The organism is Pseudomonas sp. NFX183, assembly GCF_047943075.1.
In the GTDB taxonomy this organism is placed as follows: domain Bacteria; phylum Pseudomonadota; class Gammaproteobacteria; order Pseudomonadales; family Pseudomonadaceae; genus Aquipseudomonas.
Map to the genome: position 1 here is coordinate 6,252,768 of NZ_CP181333.1, position 16,108 is coordinate 6,268,875.

Consider the following 16,108-nt stretch of genomic DNA (forward strand, 5'->3'; position numbering starts at 1 on the left):
CCCATTTGATCGAGGTAGAGGTGTTCCATGCTTTTTTTCAGCCGAACCACCCGCTGGGTACTGGCGCCACTTGCCGACAGGCTGGAGCAGCCTGACCAGGCGAGCACGCCGTTATCGTCGAACCACCCGTTATTGCGCCGCATCCTTGCAGGCGTCGAGCAACTGCTGCAGGAGCGACAAGCCCTGAAGGAGCAAACGCGCGCACTGACCTTGCACGTCAGCCAATTGGACGAGCGCCTGGCTGACCGCGACAAACATTTGCGCCAGTTGCAAGCACGCTGGGCACTGATCACCCGAGGCGCAGATGAACTGTTCTGGTCGCTGGACCTGGAGGGCGCCGCCGCACCCGCGGCGGAGTCCAGGATGGAGTGGACGGGGTCTGCATCGATCCAGGCCCAAGGTATTGATCAGCTTGGCCGTTGGAGCGAACAGCTACACCCGGCTGATCGGCAACCGCACCTGGAGGCGCTTGCCAGGCATCTTGCCGACCGCAACGGGCGGACGCCCTTTGCGCTCGAGGTGCGGATGAAGTCCGCATCAGACGGTGACTATCGATGGTGCAGGATCAGCGGCGATTCATGTCGCGATACGCAAGGCGTACCGCTCGCCATCGGTGGGACCCTGCGTGACATTCACGACCAGCACCTGCACACCGAAGCGCTCGAACTGGCGGCCACACGTTTCGACATTTCCCGGGAGATGCTGCATGACGGGCTCTGGGACATCGAGGTCGTGGCTGGCGACCCTGCGAACCCGACAAATACCATTTGGTGGTCTTCGCAAATGCGCCGGCTGCTGGGGTGCAGCACGGTTGAAGAGTTCCCCAATACCCTGGAAAGCTGGACCTCGCGCCTGCATCCCGAGGACAGCGCGCGGGCAATCGCAGCGTTTGTCGCCCACGTTGATGACCGCAGCGGCAAGACCCCGTTTGATGTGGATTATCGACTCAAACATAAAAGTGGCGCTTACCGCTGGTTTCGCGGCCGGGGGCAAACGCGCCGCGCGCAGGACGGCTCACCGCAAAGAGTGGTGGGCGCCATCACCGATATCCATGCCCACCATGAAGAAAGCACGATGCGTGAGGCTCAGGCGGAACAACATCGGGTGATGCAGGAAACCCTCAGCAAGTTGACCCAGATTGTCGCCACCATCCAGGGCATTGCCAGCCAAACCAACCTGTTGGCGTTGAACGCCGCCATTGAGGCGGCGCGCGCAGGCGAGGCCGGGCGCGGGTTTGCCGTGGTCGCCGATGAAGTGCGCAAGCTGGCCACCCGAACCAGCCAGGCCACGCAGCAAGCAGCCGAAATGATGGACAGCTGACACCATGAAAGCGCGTGCACTGGGCCAGTGCACACAGGGCATATTCCAACAATAATAATCAGGTACGTTATGCGCGATTACGACTCAGCAGTGAGATCTTTCGATTATCTACAACTGGCCGCCCAGGACTTGCACGGCGAGCTGGCCGCCTTGAACGCATGCATCGAATGCTGCGACCGGCACGCCGACGGTGATGCCGTGGCGTTGTATTGCGAAACCCGGGATGGCCACGCCACGCACTACACCTTCAGCGAACTGCAGGCACAGGCTGCGCGCTTCGGCAACTTTCTGCGAGAGCAAGGGGTCAAGCCGGGCGAGCGTGTAGCAGGCCTGATGCCACGCACGGTTGAACTGTTGATTGCCATTTTGGGTACCTGGCGCATCGGCGCGGTCTACCAACCGCTCTTCACTGCATTCGGCCCAAAGGCGATCGAGCAGCGGTTGGGCTGCTCCGAGGCACGCTGGATCGTGACCGATGCTCATAATCGCCCCAAGCTCGACGAGGTCACTGACTGCCCCCCTGTCATCGTGACCGGCGCTGATCCACGGCGCCCGGGTGATTACGACTTCTGGGCCGCCCTGAGTCGTCAACAGGCGGATTGCGCGCCTGAGTTGCTGGACGCCAGCGCACCGTTCCTGCTGATGTGCACGTCGGGTACCACAGGGCCGGCCAAGCCGCTGGAGGTACCGTTAAGCGCCATTCTGGCCTTCAAGGGCTATATGCGTGATTCGATTGACCTGCGAGAGGACGACCATTTCTGGAATCTCGCCGACCCCGGCTGGGCCTATGGTTTGTACTACGCAGTGACCGGCCCGCTGGCGTGTGGCCGTGCCACGCTGTTCTATGACGGCCCTTTTGCGGTGGACAGTACCTGCCGGATCATCGCCAAGTATGCGATCAGCAACCTGGCCGGCTCGCCGACGGCTTATCGTCTGCTGATCGCAGCAGGGGCTGAGTTCGCCGACGCCGTGCGTGGCCACCTGCGTGTCATCAGCAGCGCCGGCGAACCGCTCAACCCGCAAGTCATTCGGTGGTTTGCCGAAGAACTCGGCGTGGTCATCCACGACCACTACGGCCAGACTGAAATCGGCATGGTGCTGTGCAATCACCACGGCTTGCGCCACCCGGTACGTGAGGGCTCGGCCGGTTATGCGGTTGCGGGGTACCGGATTGTCGTGCTGGATGACGCACATCGCGAATTGCCGACTGGCCGGCCAGGCGTGCTGGCGGTGGATCGCGAGCGCTCGCCCCTGTGCTGGTTCAACGGCTACTTCGGTATGCACACCAAGGCCTTTGTCGACCGCTATTACTTGAGCGGCGATATCGTGGAGCTCAATGACGACGGCAGTATCAGCTTCGTCGGCCGTAACGACGACGTGATCACCACGTCCGGTTATCGCGTCGGGCCTTTCGATGTGGAAAGTGCGCTGATCGAACACCCGGCGGTGGTTGAAACCGCCGTCATCGGCAAACCCGACCCGCAACGCACCGAGCTGATCAAGGCGTTTGTCGTACTGAACCGTCAGTACCTGCCAAGCGCCGAGTTGGCTGAAGTCCTGCGCCTGCATGTGCGACAGCGCCTGGCCGCACATGCGTACCCACGGGAAATCGAGTTCGTTGAACAACTGCCCAAGACACCGAGTGGCAAACTGCAGCGGTTCATTCTGCGCAACCAGGAAATGGCAAGGCAGCAGGCGCTCGACACATAAGGCCGGGGCCGTCGGGAGCGGCTACGTGTGTACAGCACGGCGCGAGTGTTGTGCTAAGCCGCTCGGAAGTCCAGCGCAGAGCCCTGGAGTTGTCAGGGACATCACCCGGTGGAAGGTCGGCGACCGTGTGACGGTCGCCCTTTGCAGGCGGATGTGGCGCGTGTCGCGAGTGCAACAGCGGTAACCCGCAAGTCTGCACTACCCAGTTTCAACCGGGCTTCACTCATTGGGGGTCGTTTGCCGAGTACGTCGGTATACACCAGGCCGACCTGAACCTCGTCGCACAGCCGGCGTTCCCGTCGTGACCGCGTTCTAGACTCAATCACCTGCCACCGACAATCTGTGCAGATGTGTGGGCTCCTCGCTTACTCTATAAACGCCGTATTGCCGTACCTGATCTATAAAGATATTGGCAGGTGTGCCGATAATCGAGAAAGCCCTTCAGGCGGTTGCAGTTCGTTTTGGCGATGAGTAAGGAACACGAAATGATGCCTTTTCGTAAGAGCGCCCTTAAAGCATCCGACGTGACCCTTTGCATTCTTGTGTGCCTGGCCGGGGTGGCCGTAACGAGCTTGGTACTGATTCTTTACCACGGGTCAGAGCAGCGCACCGTTGCCGTTGCGTTCCAACTGGAGGTTGACGAACGATTCAGTCGCTTGCAGCGACGTTTTACTGTTCAAGACTTGAAACTGGACACCGTCAGGCGTTTCTTCATCAACGCCGACGATGTCACGGAAAAGGAGTTTATGGGGTTCGTCACGCCTCTCGTCGAGGAGGGCGAAACGTACGGTTGGGTACCGAGGATTCTCGAGCAGGATCTACAAGTATTTCACACCAAGGCGCTGCTCAATGGTACGAGTGACTTTGCGTATCATGAGATCAATCCAATCACCGGTGCCGAAGCCCCCCTCACCCGTCGCCCGGAACACATGGTCTTGCTCTATTTATCCAAGCGCGATGACGTGAAGGTTACCCCTGGCATGGATGTCATCGCCCGCCCGGATCGCGAGGCCCTGTTGAAGAAGGCACGAGAAACACATCAAATGGTCGTGTCGGAACCGTTGAAAATGAGCAATGGCCAGGCCGGGGTTTTCTTTGTCGCTCCCGTATTCAAAGAGTCCTCCGAGGCGCCAGTGAACGATGAAGGTTTGCAGGGCTTCATCATCTCGACAATGCGCTTGGCCTCCTTGATGGAACAAAGCATTCCGTTACCCAGTCTGCAACGACTGAACGTAACGCTGTCATTGACCGACACACAGCATCAGGAAGACAACATTTATCAGAGCTTATCGCCGGCTGCCCCATCGCCGCTTTACGCTCAGCGCGTGTTGAAAGTAGCCGACCAACACTACTTGATGCGGTTTCGGCCAACCTCAGCCTTTTTGAGCTCCAACAGTCACGCATCGTTTATCAGTCTGATTGCCGTGTTCGGAACAGGATTGACGCTGCTGATGACATTAATGGTGTACTTGCTGATCACGCAGCGCGCGCGGGCCCTGTCTCTTGTTGAAGAGCGCACGCAAGCCCTGCGTTTATTGAACATTACCGACCACCTGACGGGCGTGTATAACCGCAGGCACTTCGAAGAGCTGATGGAACGCCTGCTCATTGAAGCTAACACCCACTACCAGCCTCTATCGCTGATCATGTTCGACGTTGATCACTTCAAACGCATCAACGACAGCAGAGGGCATCAATGCGGTGACAACGTGCTGAAGGCATTGTGTACACGAATACGTTCGGCAACGCGCAAAGCCGATCTACTGTGCAGAACAGGTGGCGAAGAGTTTGCCTTGATCTGCCCGGGTAGCGAACTGCACGACACAAAGCGGCTGGCGGAAAAGCTTCGAGCCCTCGTCAGCGCCCTGCCCTTTGAGGAGGCGGGTCAGGTAACGTGTAGCTTCGGCGTCGCGGCGTGGGTGCCATCGGAGTCATTTGATGCTTTCATGCGGCGTGCGGACAGCGCTATGTACAGTGCTAAATCAAAGGGTCGTGATCAAGTCCAGCTTGCCAATGTGTAACAAGCCGGATGCAGGGTTATCACGACCTGGTGGGTCACGTCCCGATCAAAAGTCGTCCTTTACGGCTCCCCCGTTGATCTTGAACGCTCGGGTTTGCAGATAGACACTTCGAATGAAGTTGTACTTATCGCCCGTAATGAGCTTTTCGGACGTCAGATATTGAGCCCGTCCGTCGATCAGGCTCACGCCGTAAAGGCTATTACGGGTAGGAACGTCGCCGATGTAGCGGACCGGATTGGTGTAGGCATCAGGAAGGATGGCAGGCGCATCGCGCAGTGTGCTTGGCCCCAGGAGCGGCAGTACCAGGTAAGGGCCGCTATTCACCCCCCAGTAACCGAGGGTTTGACCGAAATCTTCATCACTGCGCTGCAGCCCCATGGGCGTCGCGACGTCAAACAACCCCGCCAGGCCAATCGTGCTGTTGAGTAAAAAGCGACTCGTATCCACGCCGGCACTATGAAACTTGGCTTGAAGTAAGTTGTTGGACAGATTTTTGACCTCCCCCAGATTATTGAAAAAATGATGAATGCCGTCTTGAGCAACCCGGGGAGTGACGAATTGGTAGGCCTGGGCAAGTGGTTTGAGTGCATAGGTATCCAACGTGTCGTTGAATGAGAAAATAGGTCGGTTAATACCTTCCCATGGATCTGCGCCGGCGTCCGCACGCGAAGGCGGTGAGATCGTGATGAAGCAGGCGCAGACAAGCACCTGGACGCAACGGCTTACACTGGAACGAAAGGCACACATGGTTATTCCCCACTCAAAGAAGTCATCTGATTTGATGCGCGCAAGCCGTTCCTTCGCTGCGGTGATGTGTGCACGTGGCAGGGCCATTAATTCCAACCGCCCCCCAGCACTTTGTACAACGTGATGCGATTACTCTGCTCGGTCAGGCGCAGCGTGATCAGGTCCTGCTGTGCGCTGTAGAGCGAGCGTTGCGCATCCAGGGCTTCGAGGTAGCTTTGCGAGCCGCCCCGATACAAGGCATCCGAGAGTTCGAAGCTTTTGCGGCTGGCGTCGGTCAGCGCCTGTTGCGCGGCGATACGGCGATCCAGGGTGCTGCGCACCGCCAACGCATCGGCCACTTCGCGGAAGGCGGTTTGCAGGGTTTGCTGATAGGTCTGCACCTGGATCTCGCGTTTTACCTTGGCCGAATCCAGGGTCGCGCGGTTACTCCCGCCGTCAAAAATCGGCACGCTGATGCTCGGGGCAAAGGTCCAGGCACCGCTGCCGGACTTGAACAGGCCGGCCAATGCCGCACTGGACGAGCCGGCATTGGCGGTCAGGCTGATGCTCGGGTAAAACGCCGCACGGGCCGCGCCAATATCAATGTTGGCGGACTTGAGCGTATGTTCGGCCGAGAGCACGTCCGGGCGTTGTTGCAGCAAGCTGGAGGGCAGGCCCGCCGGAATCTCCACCAGCACCGCCGCCGATTCCAGGTGCGTCCCCGGCAAGAGCGCCTCGGGCAGATCACTGCCGACCAACAGGCGCAAGGCATTGCGGTCCTGCAGGATCTGGCTCTCGTAGGACGCCACATCACCCCGTGCCGACTCGACCGTGGTCTGGGCTTGCGCCACGGACAACGCAGAAGCGCCGCCCAAGGTGTAGCTGCGCTGGGTCAGGTCGTAGGTGGCCAACTGGCTGGTCAAGGTTTGCTGGGCCAGCAGCAGCCGTTCGTTGTCGGCGGCCAGGGTCAGCCAGGCCGTGGCCACTTCGGCCACCAGACTGATTTGCGTGCTGCGCCGGGTTTCCGTCAGCGCCAGGTAGTCTTCCAGCGCCTCATCCCGCAGGTTGCGAACCCGGCCAAACACGTCCAGCTCATAACTGCTCAGCCCCAATTGAGCGCTGTAATCGTGAGTGGTGGCCGCCGCGCCGGAGTTGGACAGCGACCCCGGAGTACGGGTATGGGTGCCGCTGACGCTCGCGTCGACAGTGGGAAACAGGTCTGCACGCTTGATGCGGTACTGCGCCTGGGCCTTCTCAACGTTCAGGCTGGCCAAACGCAAGTCGCGGTTATTGGCCAGCGCCAATACCTGCAACTGCGCCAGGCGGCTGTCGGTAAAGAACTGCTGCCATTTGATATCAGCCCCAGCCTGCCCTTTTGGCAGGCTGGCTGCAGGCAGCCATTGCTCGGACACCGGTGCAGCGGGACGCTCATACTGCGGTGCCAGGTTGACGCAACCGCCCAGGGCCATGGCGGCCAGCAAAGGCCAGTGTGACTTGATCATGCATCACCTGTCGGGGCAGATTGGTTAGCGCTGTGCACGCGGCCAAAACGGCGGCGGATCAGCACGAAAAACAGCGGCACAAAGAAAATCCCCAGCACCGTCGCGCTGAACATGCCGCCCAGCACCCCGGTCCCGATGGCCTGGCGCCCGGCGGAGCCTGCGCCCGTACTCAAGGCCAGCGGCAACACGCCGAACATGAACGCCAGGGAGGTCATCAGGATCGGCCGCAGGCGTTGGCGCACGGCGATCAGCGTCGCGTCGATCACGCTGTTGCCCTGCTCTTGCAAGTGCTTGGCAAACTCAACGATCAGGATCGCGTTTTTCGCGGCCAGGCCCACGGTGGTCAACAACCCGACCTGGAAATACACGTCGTTGCTCAACCCGGCGACACGGGTCGCCAGCACCGCACCGATCACCCCCAGGGGCACCACCAGGATCACCGAAAACGGCACCGACCAACTCTCATAGAGCGCGGCCAGGCACAGGAATACAAACAACACGGAGATGCCGTAGAGCAGCGGCGCCTGGGAGCCCGACAGGCGCAGTTGATAGGACTGCCCGGTCCATTCGTAGCCGATGCCCTGGGGCAATTGCCGGACAATGGCTTCCACCGCGTTCATCGCGTCCCCGGAGCTCACCCCTGGCGCAGGGTCGCCAACGATTTCCAGGGAGGCGTTACCGTTGTAGCGTTCCAGCAACGGCGAGCCGTAACTCCAGGAGCTGCTGGCGAAGGACGAAAACGGCACCATTTCATTGTTGCTGTTGCGCACAAACCAGTGATCAAGGTCCGCCGCCTGCATGCGCGAGTTTGCCTGGCCCTGTACATAGACTTTTTTCACCCGGCCCTGGTTGAGGAAGTCGTTTACGTAAGTACCGCCAAGCGCCGTCGACAATGTGGTGTTGATGTCACTGGTACTCAAGCTCAAGGCCCCGGCCTTGCGGTCGTCAATGCTGACCTTGAGCTGCGGTGCATCGTCCAGGCCGTTGCTGCGCACGCCCAGCAAGCGGGGGTCTTTCCTGGCCAACTCCAGGAACTGTTCGCGGGCCGCCACTAACGCATCATGGCCCAGGCCACCGAGGTCCTTGAGTTGCAGGTCGAACCCCGAGCTCTGGCCCAGGCCGCGCACGGTCGGCGGCTGCATGACGAACGCATCGGCATCGCCGATGCTCGACAGCGCCATGGTCGCCCGCTGGGCAATGGCGGCCGCACCCTCACCAGAGCCACCGCGTTCGGACCAGTCCTTGAGGCGAATAAATGCCCGCGCGGTATTCTGACTGTTGCCGCCCATGCCCAGCCCGCTGATGCTGATCATCGCTTCGACTTCGGGCTGTTTCAGGATGTAGTCTTCGAACTGCTTGATCACGGCCTGTGTGCGGCTGTCCGTCGCGCCGACCGGTAACTGGATCTGTGCCAGGAGGATCCCCTGGTCTTCATCCGGCAGGAACGAAGTGGCCAGGCTCATGTAGCCCACCGCCATGACCACCAGCACCACGCCGTAAAGCAGCAGGCTGCGTCCCCAACGGCGCAACACCGCCCCCACCCAGCGCTCATAACCGGCACTGGCCCGTTCAAAGGTGCGGTTGAACCAGCCGAAGAACCCGCGCTGAGCCGTATGCGCCTGGCCGCCACGCGCCTTGAGCAACGACGCGCAGAGCGCGGGTGTCAGGGTCATCGCCACCAACACCGACAGGACCATGGCCGAGACAATGGTCACCGAAAACTGCCGATAGATAATCCCGGTGGAACCACCGAAAAACGCCATGGGAATAAACACTGCACTCAGCACCAGGGTGATACCGACCAGTGCACTGCTGATTTCACTCATCGATTGCCGCGTGGCGGCCATGGACGACAGCCCCTCGCCCATCAACCGCTCGACGTTTTCCACCACCACAATGGCGTCGTCCACCAGCAAACCGATCGCCAGGACCATGGCAAACATGGTCAAGGTGTTGATCGAATAGCCGAACAGCGCCAGCACACCGAACGTGCCCAGCAGCACCACTGGCACAGTAATCGCCGGTATCAGCGTTGCCCGCAGGCTCTGCAGGAACAGGAACATGATCAGCACCACCAGCACGATGGCCTCGCCCAGGGCCTTGACCACTTCCTCGATGGACAGGCTGACAAATGGCGTGGTGTCGTAGGCAATCACGTTTTTAAGCTGCATTTCTGTCGGGTAGAACGGCTCCATCTCCTTGAGCTTGGCCTTGACTGCCTCACCGACATTCAGCGCATTGGCGCCAGCCGCCAGTTGCACCCCCATGGCTGCGGCGGGTTTGCCGTTGAGGGCCGAACTGATGTCGTAGCTTTCACTGCCCAACTCCAGGGTTGCGACGTCGCCCAGCAACACCACCGCCCCATCACTGTTGGACTTGACGACGACATTGCGAAACTCTTCAACGGTCTGCAGTTTGCTGCGGGCGCTGATCGTGGCGTTCAACTGCTGACCCTTGATCGCCGGCAAGGCGCCGAGCTGCCCGGCGGAAACTTCAGTGTTCTGCGCCTCCAGTGCACTGCTGACGTCCGAGGGCATCAACGCGTACTTTTCCAACAGGGCGGGATCCAGCCAGATACGCATGGCGTAGCCCGACCCCAACGTCTGCACATCGCCAACGCCGTCTATTCGGCTGATGGAGTCCAGCAAGGTGGTGGAAATGTAGTCGCCGATCTGGGTACCGGTGACACTGGGGTCATCCGATGCCAGGGCGACAATCATCAAGAAGTCCGAGCCGCCTTTGGTCACGGTCAGGCCTTCGCTTTGTACCGTTTGCGGCAGTCTCGACTCCGCTTGTTGCAGCTTGTTCTGCACCTGCATCTGGGCGACGTCCGGGTCAGTGCCGGCAGTAAAGGTCAAACTGATGCTGGCACTGCCTGCCGAACTGCTGGTGGCTGACATATAGGTCAGGTTATCCAGGCCTTTCATCTGCTGTTCGATGACCTGGGTCACCGAATCCTCCACGGTCTTGGCCGAGGCCCCGGTGTAGGTGGCAGAAATCGTGACCGTGGGCGGCGCGATGTCCGGGTACTGCTCCAACGGCAACTGGCTGATGGACAAGCCACCACCGAGCATGATCACGATGGCGATCACCCAGGCGAAGATAGGTCGATCAATAAAAAAGTGCGCCATGTTCAACCCGCCTTCACAGCAGTCGGCGCCGTAGCCGCCTGGGTAGTGGCGTCTTGCGCGTTTACGGCGGCGCCGACACGAACCTTTTGCCCGCCTTCGACGATCAACTGGTCCCCCGCGTTCAGGCCTGCGGTGACCCACCACTGGTTACCCACCGCGCGATCGATGGTCAGCTCGCGTTGTTCAACCTTGCCGTCAACCACCAGCAACGCGGTGGTCACACCGCTGGCGCTGCGGTTTACCGCTTTTTGCGGAATCAGAATGGCCTGATCATTGCGCGCCTGCTCCAGCACCGCGCGCACATACATGCCCGGCAGCAGCAGGTGGTCCGGGTTGGCGAACTCTGCGCGAAGGGTCACGGTGCCCGTGCCCTCGTTGACACTGACGCCGCTGACCTTGAGCCGCCCCTCATGGTTGTAGGCGGTGCCATCGTCCAGCTTCAGACTGATCCGTGCCTGCCCCTCGCCGTTGGACTGCAAGGCCCCGCTGGCCAGGTCACGCTTGAGCCGCAGCAGTTCCGTAGTCGATTGGGTGACATCCACATAGATCGGATCAAGTTGTTGCACCGTGGTCAACGCGCTGTCCTGATCAGCCACCACCAGCGCCCCGGGGGTCACAGTGGACGTTTCAATGCGCCCGCTGACCGGCGAGGTAATACGTGTGTAAGCGAGGTTAATCCGGGCGGTCTCGACTTCAGCTGCGGCGACTTGCACGTCGGCGGCCGCCGTGAGCAACGTCGCTTGCGCGTCCTCGTTGTCTTGCTGGCTGATGGCATTGATCTTCACCAGTTCGGCGTCGCGCCTGGCAGTGGCCTGCGCCGATTTAAGCGTGGCGCGGTACTTGGCCAGGCTCGCCTGGGCCTGCGCCAGTGCGGCGTTGTAGGGCGCCGCATCCAATTGGTACAACGCTTGCCCGGCCTTGACATCCGCGCCCTCGACAAACAGCCGCCGCTGGACGATGCCACCGACTTGCGGACGAATCTGCGCCACCATGAAGGCCTGGGTGCGCCCCGCCAGCTCGGTGGTCAGCACTTGGCTCTGGGGTTTTATGCTGATCACCGAGACCTTGGGGGTGACCGCCTCAGGAAGTGGCTCGCCGCCGGAGCAGCCGCCCAGCATGACCAAAATGATCAAGGACAGGAGCACCGCGGCGGTGACCAGGAATTTGGCGATTATTTTCGTCGACATAGCAGCCTCTGCAAGACGGGATGACTTGAGTCAGCGCCATGCTGCGAGGCAAATGTGCAGGAAAATTGAAGATTGCCCCGCCGGGTTGAATCTTTCGCTCGCCAGGGCCTAAATGGTCACCATCCATTCCCGACGGCCCGCCTCCATGAAGTTGAGTATCTCCACCAAGCTGTTTATTGCGGTACTGGCCGGTGTGTTGCTGGTCATCCTGAGCATGGGCCTGGCGACCAGCTGGAGCTTTGGGCGGGGCTTTCTCGGGTACCTCAATGAGCAGGCGCTGGAGCGCATGGCGCCCGTGCTGCCGCGCCTGGCCAGCGCCTACGCGCGCGAAGGCAATTGGGAGTTCCTGCGCAACCAGCCGGACCGCTGGTTCGACATCATGCGGCCCGAACTTGGCGAGGATCCGGCGAAGAACGACCTGCGCACGCCTTTGGCCTCCGACCTGACAGGCGCGCTATTTCGCATCGCCTTGTTGGATAAACACAAAAAACGCGTGAACGGTTACCCGGATATTGGCGACGACGCGCTGTTGCGCCCGGTTGTCGTGGGCGACGAAACCGTGGGCTGGCTGGCCGTGACCCCGTTCCAGAGCGTGACCGAGGCCGGCGGCGAACGGTTCCAGCAATACCAGTTACGCACCAGTTTGGTCATGGGCGCGTTTTCGCTGTTGCTGGCGATGCTGATTGCCTGGTGGATCGCCCGAACGTTGCTGGAACCGGTCAAACGGGTGGCCGCAGCGACTCACCGCCTGGCCAGCGGTGACTACAGCAGTCGGGTGGCGGTGGCCTCCAATGACGAAGTGGGCCAATTGGCCCGTGACTTCAACCAGCTCGCCTACACCCTGGAGCGCAATGAACAGATGCGTCGCGAGTTCATGGCCGACGTTTCGCACGAGCTGCGCACCCCGCTGTCGGTAATGCGTGGCGAGCTGGAGGCCATCGAGGATGGCGTACGCACCCTGAACCCAGGCTCGATGAAGTCGTTGCAAGGCGAGGTCAGCATGCTCAGCAAACTGGTGGATGACCTGTATGAGTTTTCCCTGGCGGATATCGGCGCACTGACCTACCGCAAGAGCGTGTGTTCATTGGATCACTTGTTGCAAGCCAGCGTGTCGATGTTCCAGGAGCGTTTGAATACCCGGTACCTGCGCGTCGAATTGGACTTGCCGTCCCAACCGCTGGAGCTGTTCGCCGACGCCAATCGCTTGCAGCAATTGTTTTCCAACCTGTTGGAGAACGCCGTGCGCTACACCGATCCGGGGGGGGTCATACACATCCGCGCCTCCCAGGATCGCGCCGAGGTGTGCCTCGAGCTCCTCGACTCCGGCCCTGGTGTTTCGGCCGAGCAACTGCCGCGCCTGTTCGAGCGCTTCTATCGTGGCGAATCGTCGCGCAACCGTAGCAGTGGCGGGGCCGGCCTGGGGCTGGCGATTTGTCACAGCATCGCCCTCGCCCACGGCGGCAGCCTTGACGCCGCGCACTCCCCGCTTGGGGGGCTTTGGCTGACCCTGCGTCTGCCAAGGAACATCTGACTCATGAACGACGAAAGCCCGATCCTGATTGTCGAAGACGAACCGAAGCTGGCCGCATTGATGCAGGATTATGTGGTTGCGGCAGGCTACCCGACCCTGTGCCTGGACAACGGCTTGCAGGTGGTGCCGACCGTGCGCGCCCACACACCGCGCCTGATCCTGCTCGACCTGATGCTGCCCGGCCGTGACGGTATGCAAGTTTGCCAGGACCTGCGTGTGTTCAGTGCCGTGCCCATCATCATGATCACCGCCCGCGTCGAAGAGGTGGACCGCCTGCTGGGGCTGGACCTGGGCGCCGACGACTACATCTGCAAGCCTTTCAGCCCGCGCGAAGTGGTTGCCCGGATCAAGGCCATCCTGCGCCGCGGTCCCCAACTGCTGAGCAGCGCCCCACCGCGCCTGCTGATCGACGAAACGCAGTACCGCGCCTCACTCGACGGTATCGCGCTGGACCTCACCCCCCTTGAGCTGCGACTGCTCAGCACCTTTGCACGCTCCGCCGGGCGGGTGTTTTCCCGCGACCAACTGCTGGACAAGATCTACTCCGACCACCGCGTGGTCACCGACCGTACGGTGGACAGCCATATCCGCAACCTGCGACGCAAGCTGGAGCAGGCGTGCCCTGGAGAAACGCCCATCGAGTCGTTGTATGGAGTGGGCTATCGGTTTCAGCTTGCCGACGCCTGAGGTCCCGTCGAAGAGACGGCCTTGGCGTGAATGCGATGTCTGGGCAAGACCCTCGGTGCGTCCATTTCGGATCGCGCGCCGACGATTTAATCTTCGGCATTTTCAACGCATAGGGCTTCGAGCAATACCGGCTCCAAGACGTCAAAGAAGCGTCTGATTTCCCCGGCTATCGCCGTTTACCTGGGTATTTATCTTTCGCGTCTTAGGGCTGTGCGCGCAGGCGAGGCCGGGCGCCGCAGGCCCTCAGATACTCAGGAGTTCGGCCAGCGGAAAACGCTGCGTGGTCTTCATTTCTCGCAGCGACAGGTTCGAGCGGATACTCAAAACGCCCGGGAGCTTTCGCAGCACCTTTTCGACGAATCTGCTGTAACTGTCCAAATCCCTGGCGACGACTTGAAGTAAAAAATCCGCCTCGCCCGTTGTGTTGTGACAACTGAGTACCTGAGGCGCCGAGGCGATGATTTTTTCAAACTTTTCCGTGGCCTCTTCACTGTGATCACTGCAGGAAATCTGAACAAAAGCCATCACCCCCAGGCCCAGCTTTCTGCGATTCAGGATGGCTTGATACCCCTCAATCACCCCGCACTCCTCAAGGCGCTTTTGTTTACGCCAACAGGATGCTTCGCTGAGGGAAAGTTGCTCCGCCAATTTGACATTCGACAGTCGTCCATCTCGCTGCAGTCGCTCTGATATTGCAATGTCCACCTTATCCAAACGCTCGAGCATGGTTGATCCTTTCAATTATGTGCCAGCTCACGGAGATTAATTTCATTTGGCGCAAACTATCAATCGCAATCTGAAAAGCAATTTCACCCCATTTGCACATAATGGATCACCGCTGATTCGAGCAGCCCCGCATAGGAAAGCCATCGAATACAGCGCCGCGTTTATCAAGGTGGAGGTTACTTTCATGAAAGCAGTTGTCTACGAAGCCTTTTCCAAACCGCCGCGCTTGATGGACGTCGAAGACCCGACGCCGGAGCGTCACGGTGTGGTGATACAGGTGAGGGGCACGGGCGTTTGCCGCAGCGACTGGCACGGTTGGAAGGGCCATGATCCGGACATCCAGTTGCCGCATGTTCCCGGGCATGAGCTTGCCGGCATCGTGGCCGAGGTTGGCCGCGACATTACCCGGTGGAAGGTCGGCGACCGTGTGACGGTGCCCTTCGTAGGCGGGTGTGGCGCGTGTCCCGAGTGCAACAGCGGTAACCAGCAGGTCTGCAACACACAGTTTCAACCGGGCTTCACCCACTGGGGTTCGTTTGCTGAATACGTCGGTATCCATCAGGCCGACCTGAACGTCGTGGCACTCCCTGAGAGCATGGACTTTGCCACCGCTGCAAGCCTGGGTTGTCGCTTCGCCACTTCATTCCGCGCCGTCGTTGACCAGGGCAAAGTCAGCGCCGGACAGTGGGTTGCGGTGCACGGCTGCGGAGGCGTCGGCCTGTCCGCAGTGATGATCGCCAACGCCCTCGGCGCGAACGTCATCGCCATCGATATTTCCCAGGAAAAACTAGAGCTGGCGCGCTCGCTCGGCGCCGTTGCAACCGTGAACGCACAAGCCGTTGCGGACGTCACCGAAGCCGTGCTGGAAATCACCCAGGGTGGCGCCCACGTCTCACTGGATGCACTGGGCCATCCCACCACGTGCTTCAACTCCATCAACAACCTGCGCCGTCGAGGCAAACACGTCCAGGTAGGCCTGATGCTCGCCGACCACGCCACACCGGCGATCCCCATGAGCAAAGTCATCGCGCACGAGCTTGAGATCTACGGAAGCCACGGCATGCAAGCGCATCGTTATGACGCCATGGTCCAGATGATCACCAGCGGAAAACTCGCCCCGGAAAAACTCGTGGGTAAAACCATCAGCCTGGAGCAGTCCATCGACGCGTTGATGAACATGGATCGCTTCGAGACGGCCGGCGTAACGGTTGTGACCGAGTTCTAGCTCAGGCAGGACGCAACAGTACCCAGGCCACAATACCCATTAAGTATTGATCATCACCTCCTGGGTATTTGACCTCTCCCAACCAAAGCAACACCATTGAGTTCATCAGGACCCCATCGACACGCAGCTCAAGGAATGACCGCCTCCATGCACCCCATCTCTATTGAACGGGTCGAAGCTCACATCGTCGAGCTGCCGACCCTCAGGCCACACCGGCTGGCGATGCATACCATCGAAACCCAAACTACCGTGATCCTGCGGATACGCTGTAGCGACGGCATCGACGAGAACACCAGGGAGCGACGCTCAAACTGGGCAGCGCCGACTGGTTCGGCCTGGACG

10 protein-coding genes and 4 pseudogenes are annotated in these 16,108 nt (G+C 60.4%); 9 read left to right on the plus strand and 5 right to left on the minus strand.

Going from position 1 to position 16,108, the window contains the following annotated elements; all coding sequences use genetic code 11:
- Positions 1-27 precede the first annotated feature (27 nt).
- The 5 genes and pseudogenes from ACM530_RS29115 to ACM530_RS29135 form a co-directional block, all read left to right on the plus strand.
- A pseudogene (locus tag ACM530_RS29115) lies at positions 28-1,026 on the plus strand (PAS domain-containing protein); the annotation flags it as partial.
- Between the two features lie 3 nt (positions 1,027-1,029).
- Positions 1,030-1,311: pseudogene (locus ACM530_RS29120) on the plus strand (methyl-accepting chemotaxis protein); the annotation flags it as partial.
- Positions 1,312-1,389: 78 nt separating this feature from the next.
- Positions 1,390-3,030, plus strand: coding sequence for an AMP-binding protein (locus tag ACM530_RS29125; protein WP_416363852.1), 1,641 nt, complete (start codon positions 1,390-1,392; stop codon positions 3,028-3,030).
- 88 nt (positions 3,031-3,118) lie between these two features.
- Positions 3,119-3,320: pseudogene (locus ACM530_RS29130) on the plus strand (alcohol dehydrogenase catalytic domain-containing protein); the annotation flags it as partial.
- A gap of 195 nt (positions 3,321-3,515) precedes the next feature.
- Positions 3,516-5,051 (plus strand): diguanylate cyclase, encoded by a 1,536-nt coding sequence (locus tag ACM530_RS29135; protein ID WP_416363853.1) that lies wholly within the window; start codon positions 3,516-3,518, stop codon positions 5,049-5,051.
- Between the two features lie 45 nt (positions 5,052-5,096).
- Here the strand turns inward: ACM530_RS29135 and ACM530_RS29140 are convergent, their stop codons facing one another.
- The 4 genes from ACM530_RS29140 to ACM530_RS29155 all read right to left on the minus strand — a co-directional run bounded on the left by ACM530_RS29140 (position 5,097) and on the right by ACM530_RS29155 (position 11,597).
- A complete protein-coding gene (locus ACM530_RS29140; RefSeq protein WP_404488393.1) occupies positions 5,097-5,798 on the minus strand; it encodes a VacJ family lipoprotein in 702 nt (233 codons plus the stop codon).
- Positions 5,799-5,884: 86 nt separating this feature from the next.
- The gene (locus ACM530_RS29145; RefSeq protein ID WP_416363854.1) at positions 5,885-7,279 is read right to left on the minus strand and encodes an efflux transporter outer membrane subunit; all 1,395 of its coding nucleotides are present in this window, start codon (positions 7,277-7,279) and stop codon (positions 5,885-5,887) included.
- A complete protein-coding gene (locus tag ACM530_RS29150; RefSeq protein WP_416363855.1) occupies positions 7,276-10,410 on the minus strand; it encodes an efflux RND transporter permease subunit in 3,135 nt (1,044 codons plus the stop codon). The genes ACM530_RS29145 and ACM530_RS29150 overlap by 4 nt, the downstream gene beginning before the upstream one ends.
- A 2-nt stretch (positions 10,411-10,412) precedes the next feature.
- Positions 10,413-11,597, minus strand: a complete 1,185-nt coding sequence (locus ACM530_RS29155) for an efflux RND transporter periplasmic adaptor subunit (RefSeq protein ID WP_416363856.1) — start codon at positions 11,595-11,597, stop codon at positions 10,413-10,415.
- A gap of 145 nt (positions 11,598-11,742) precedes the next feature.
- Here ACM530_RS29155 and baeS point away from each other — a divergent pair, with 145 nt between their 5' ends.
- Both baeS and ACM530_RS29165 read left to right on the plus strand, forming a co-directional pair.
- Positions 11,743-13,128, plus strand: coding sequence for a sensor histidine kinase efflux regulator BaeS (gene baeS / locus ACM530_RS29160; RefSeq protein ID WP_416363857.1), 1,386 nt, complete (start codon positions 11,743-11,745; stop codon positions 13,126-13,128).
- A 3-nt stretch (positions 13,129-13,131) separates the two neighbouring features.
- Positions 13,132-13,815, plus strand: a complete 684-nt coding sequence (locus tag ACM530_RS29165) for a response regulator (protein WP_242200168.1) — start codon at positions 13,132-13,134, stop codon at positions 13,813-13,815.
- 243 nt (positions 13,816-14,058) lie between these two features.
- On the opposite strand, the gene ACM530_RS29170 is transcribed toward ACM530_RS29165, so the two are convergent.
- Complete coding sequence (locus ACM530_RS29170; RefSeq protein WP_242200169.1) at positions 14,059-14,541, minus strand: Lrp/AsnC family transcriptional regulator; 483 nt, start codon at positions 14,539-14,541, stop codon at positions 14,059-14,061.
- A 184-nt stretch (positions 14,542-14,725) separates the two neighbouring features.
- Between ACM530_RS29170 and ACM530_RS29175 the strand changes: the two genes are divergently transcribed.
- Both ACM530_RS29175 and ACM530_RS29180 read left to right on the plus strand, forming a co-directional pair.
- The gene (locus ACM530_RS29175; protein ID WP_416363858.1) at positions 14,726-15,766 is read left to right on the plus strand and encodes a zinc-dependent alcohol dehydrogenase family protein; all 1,041 of its coding nucleotides are present in this window, start codon (positions 14,726-14,728) and stop codon (positions 15,764-15,766) included.
- A gap of 147 nt (positions 15,767-15,913) precedes the next feature.
- Positions 15,914-16,048: pseudogene (locus ACM530_RS29180) on the plus strand (muconate cycloisomerase); the annotation flags it as partial.
- Positions 16,049-16,108 lie beyond the last annotated feature (60 nt).

Excerpts from the sequence above, each read along its gene's own strand:
- ACM530_RS29135 (WP_416363853.1), top strand. The coding sequence starts at position 3,516 with ATGATGCCTTTTCGTAAGAGCGCCCTTAAAGCATCCGACGTGACCCTT.
- ACM530_RS29145 (WP_416363854.1), bottom strand. The coding sequence starts at position 7,279 with ATGATCAAGTCACACTGGCCTTTGCTGGCCGCCATGGCCCTGGGCGGT.
- ACM530_RS29170 (WP_242200169.1), bottom strand. The coding sequence starts at position 14,541 with ATGCTCGAGCGTTTGGATAAGGTGGACATTGCAATATCAGAGCGACTG.
- ACM530_RS29140 (WP_404488393.1), bottom strand. The coding sequence starts at position 5,798 with ATGTGTGCCTTTCGTTCCAGTGTAAGCCGTTGCGTCCAGGTGCTTGTC.
- ACM530_RS29175 (WP_416363858.1), top strand. The coding sequence starts at position 14,726 with ATGAAAGCAGTTGTCTACGAAGCCTTTTCCAAACCGCCGCGCTTGATG.
- ACM530_RS29155 (WP_416363856.1), bottom strand. The coding sequence starts at position 11,597 with ATGTCGACGAAAATAATCGCCAAATTCCTGGTCACCGCCGCGGTGCTC.
- ACM530_RS29150 (WP_416363855.1), bottom strand. The coding sequence starts at position 10,410 with ATGGCGCACTTTTTTATTGATCGACCTATCTTCGCCTGGGTGATCGCC.
- ACM530_RS29125 (WP_416363852.1), top strand. The coding sequence starts at position 1,390 with ATGCGCGATTACGACTCAGCAGTGAGATCTTTCGATTATCTACAACTG.
- ACM530_RS29165 (WP_242200168.1), top strand. The coding sequence starts at position 13,132 with ATGAACGACGAAAGCCCGATCCTGATTGTCGAAGACGAACCGAAGCTG.
- baeS (WP_416363857.1), top strand. The coding sequence starts at position 11,743 with ATGAAGTTGAGTATCTCCACCAAGCTGTTTATTGCGGTACTGGCCGGT.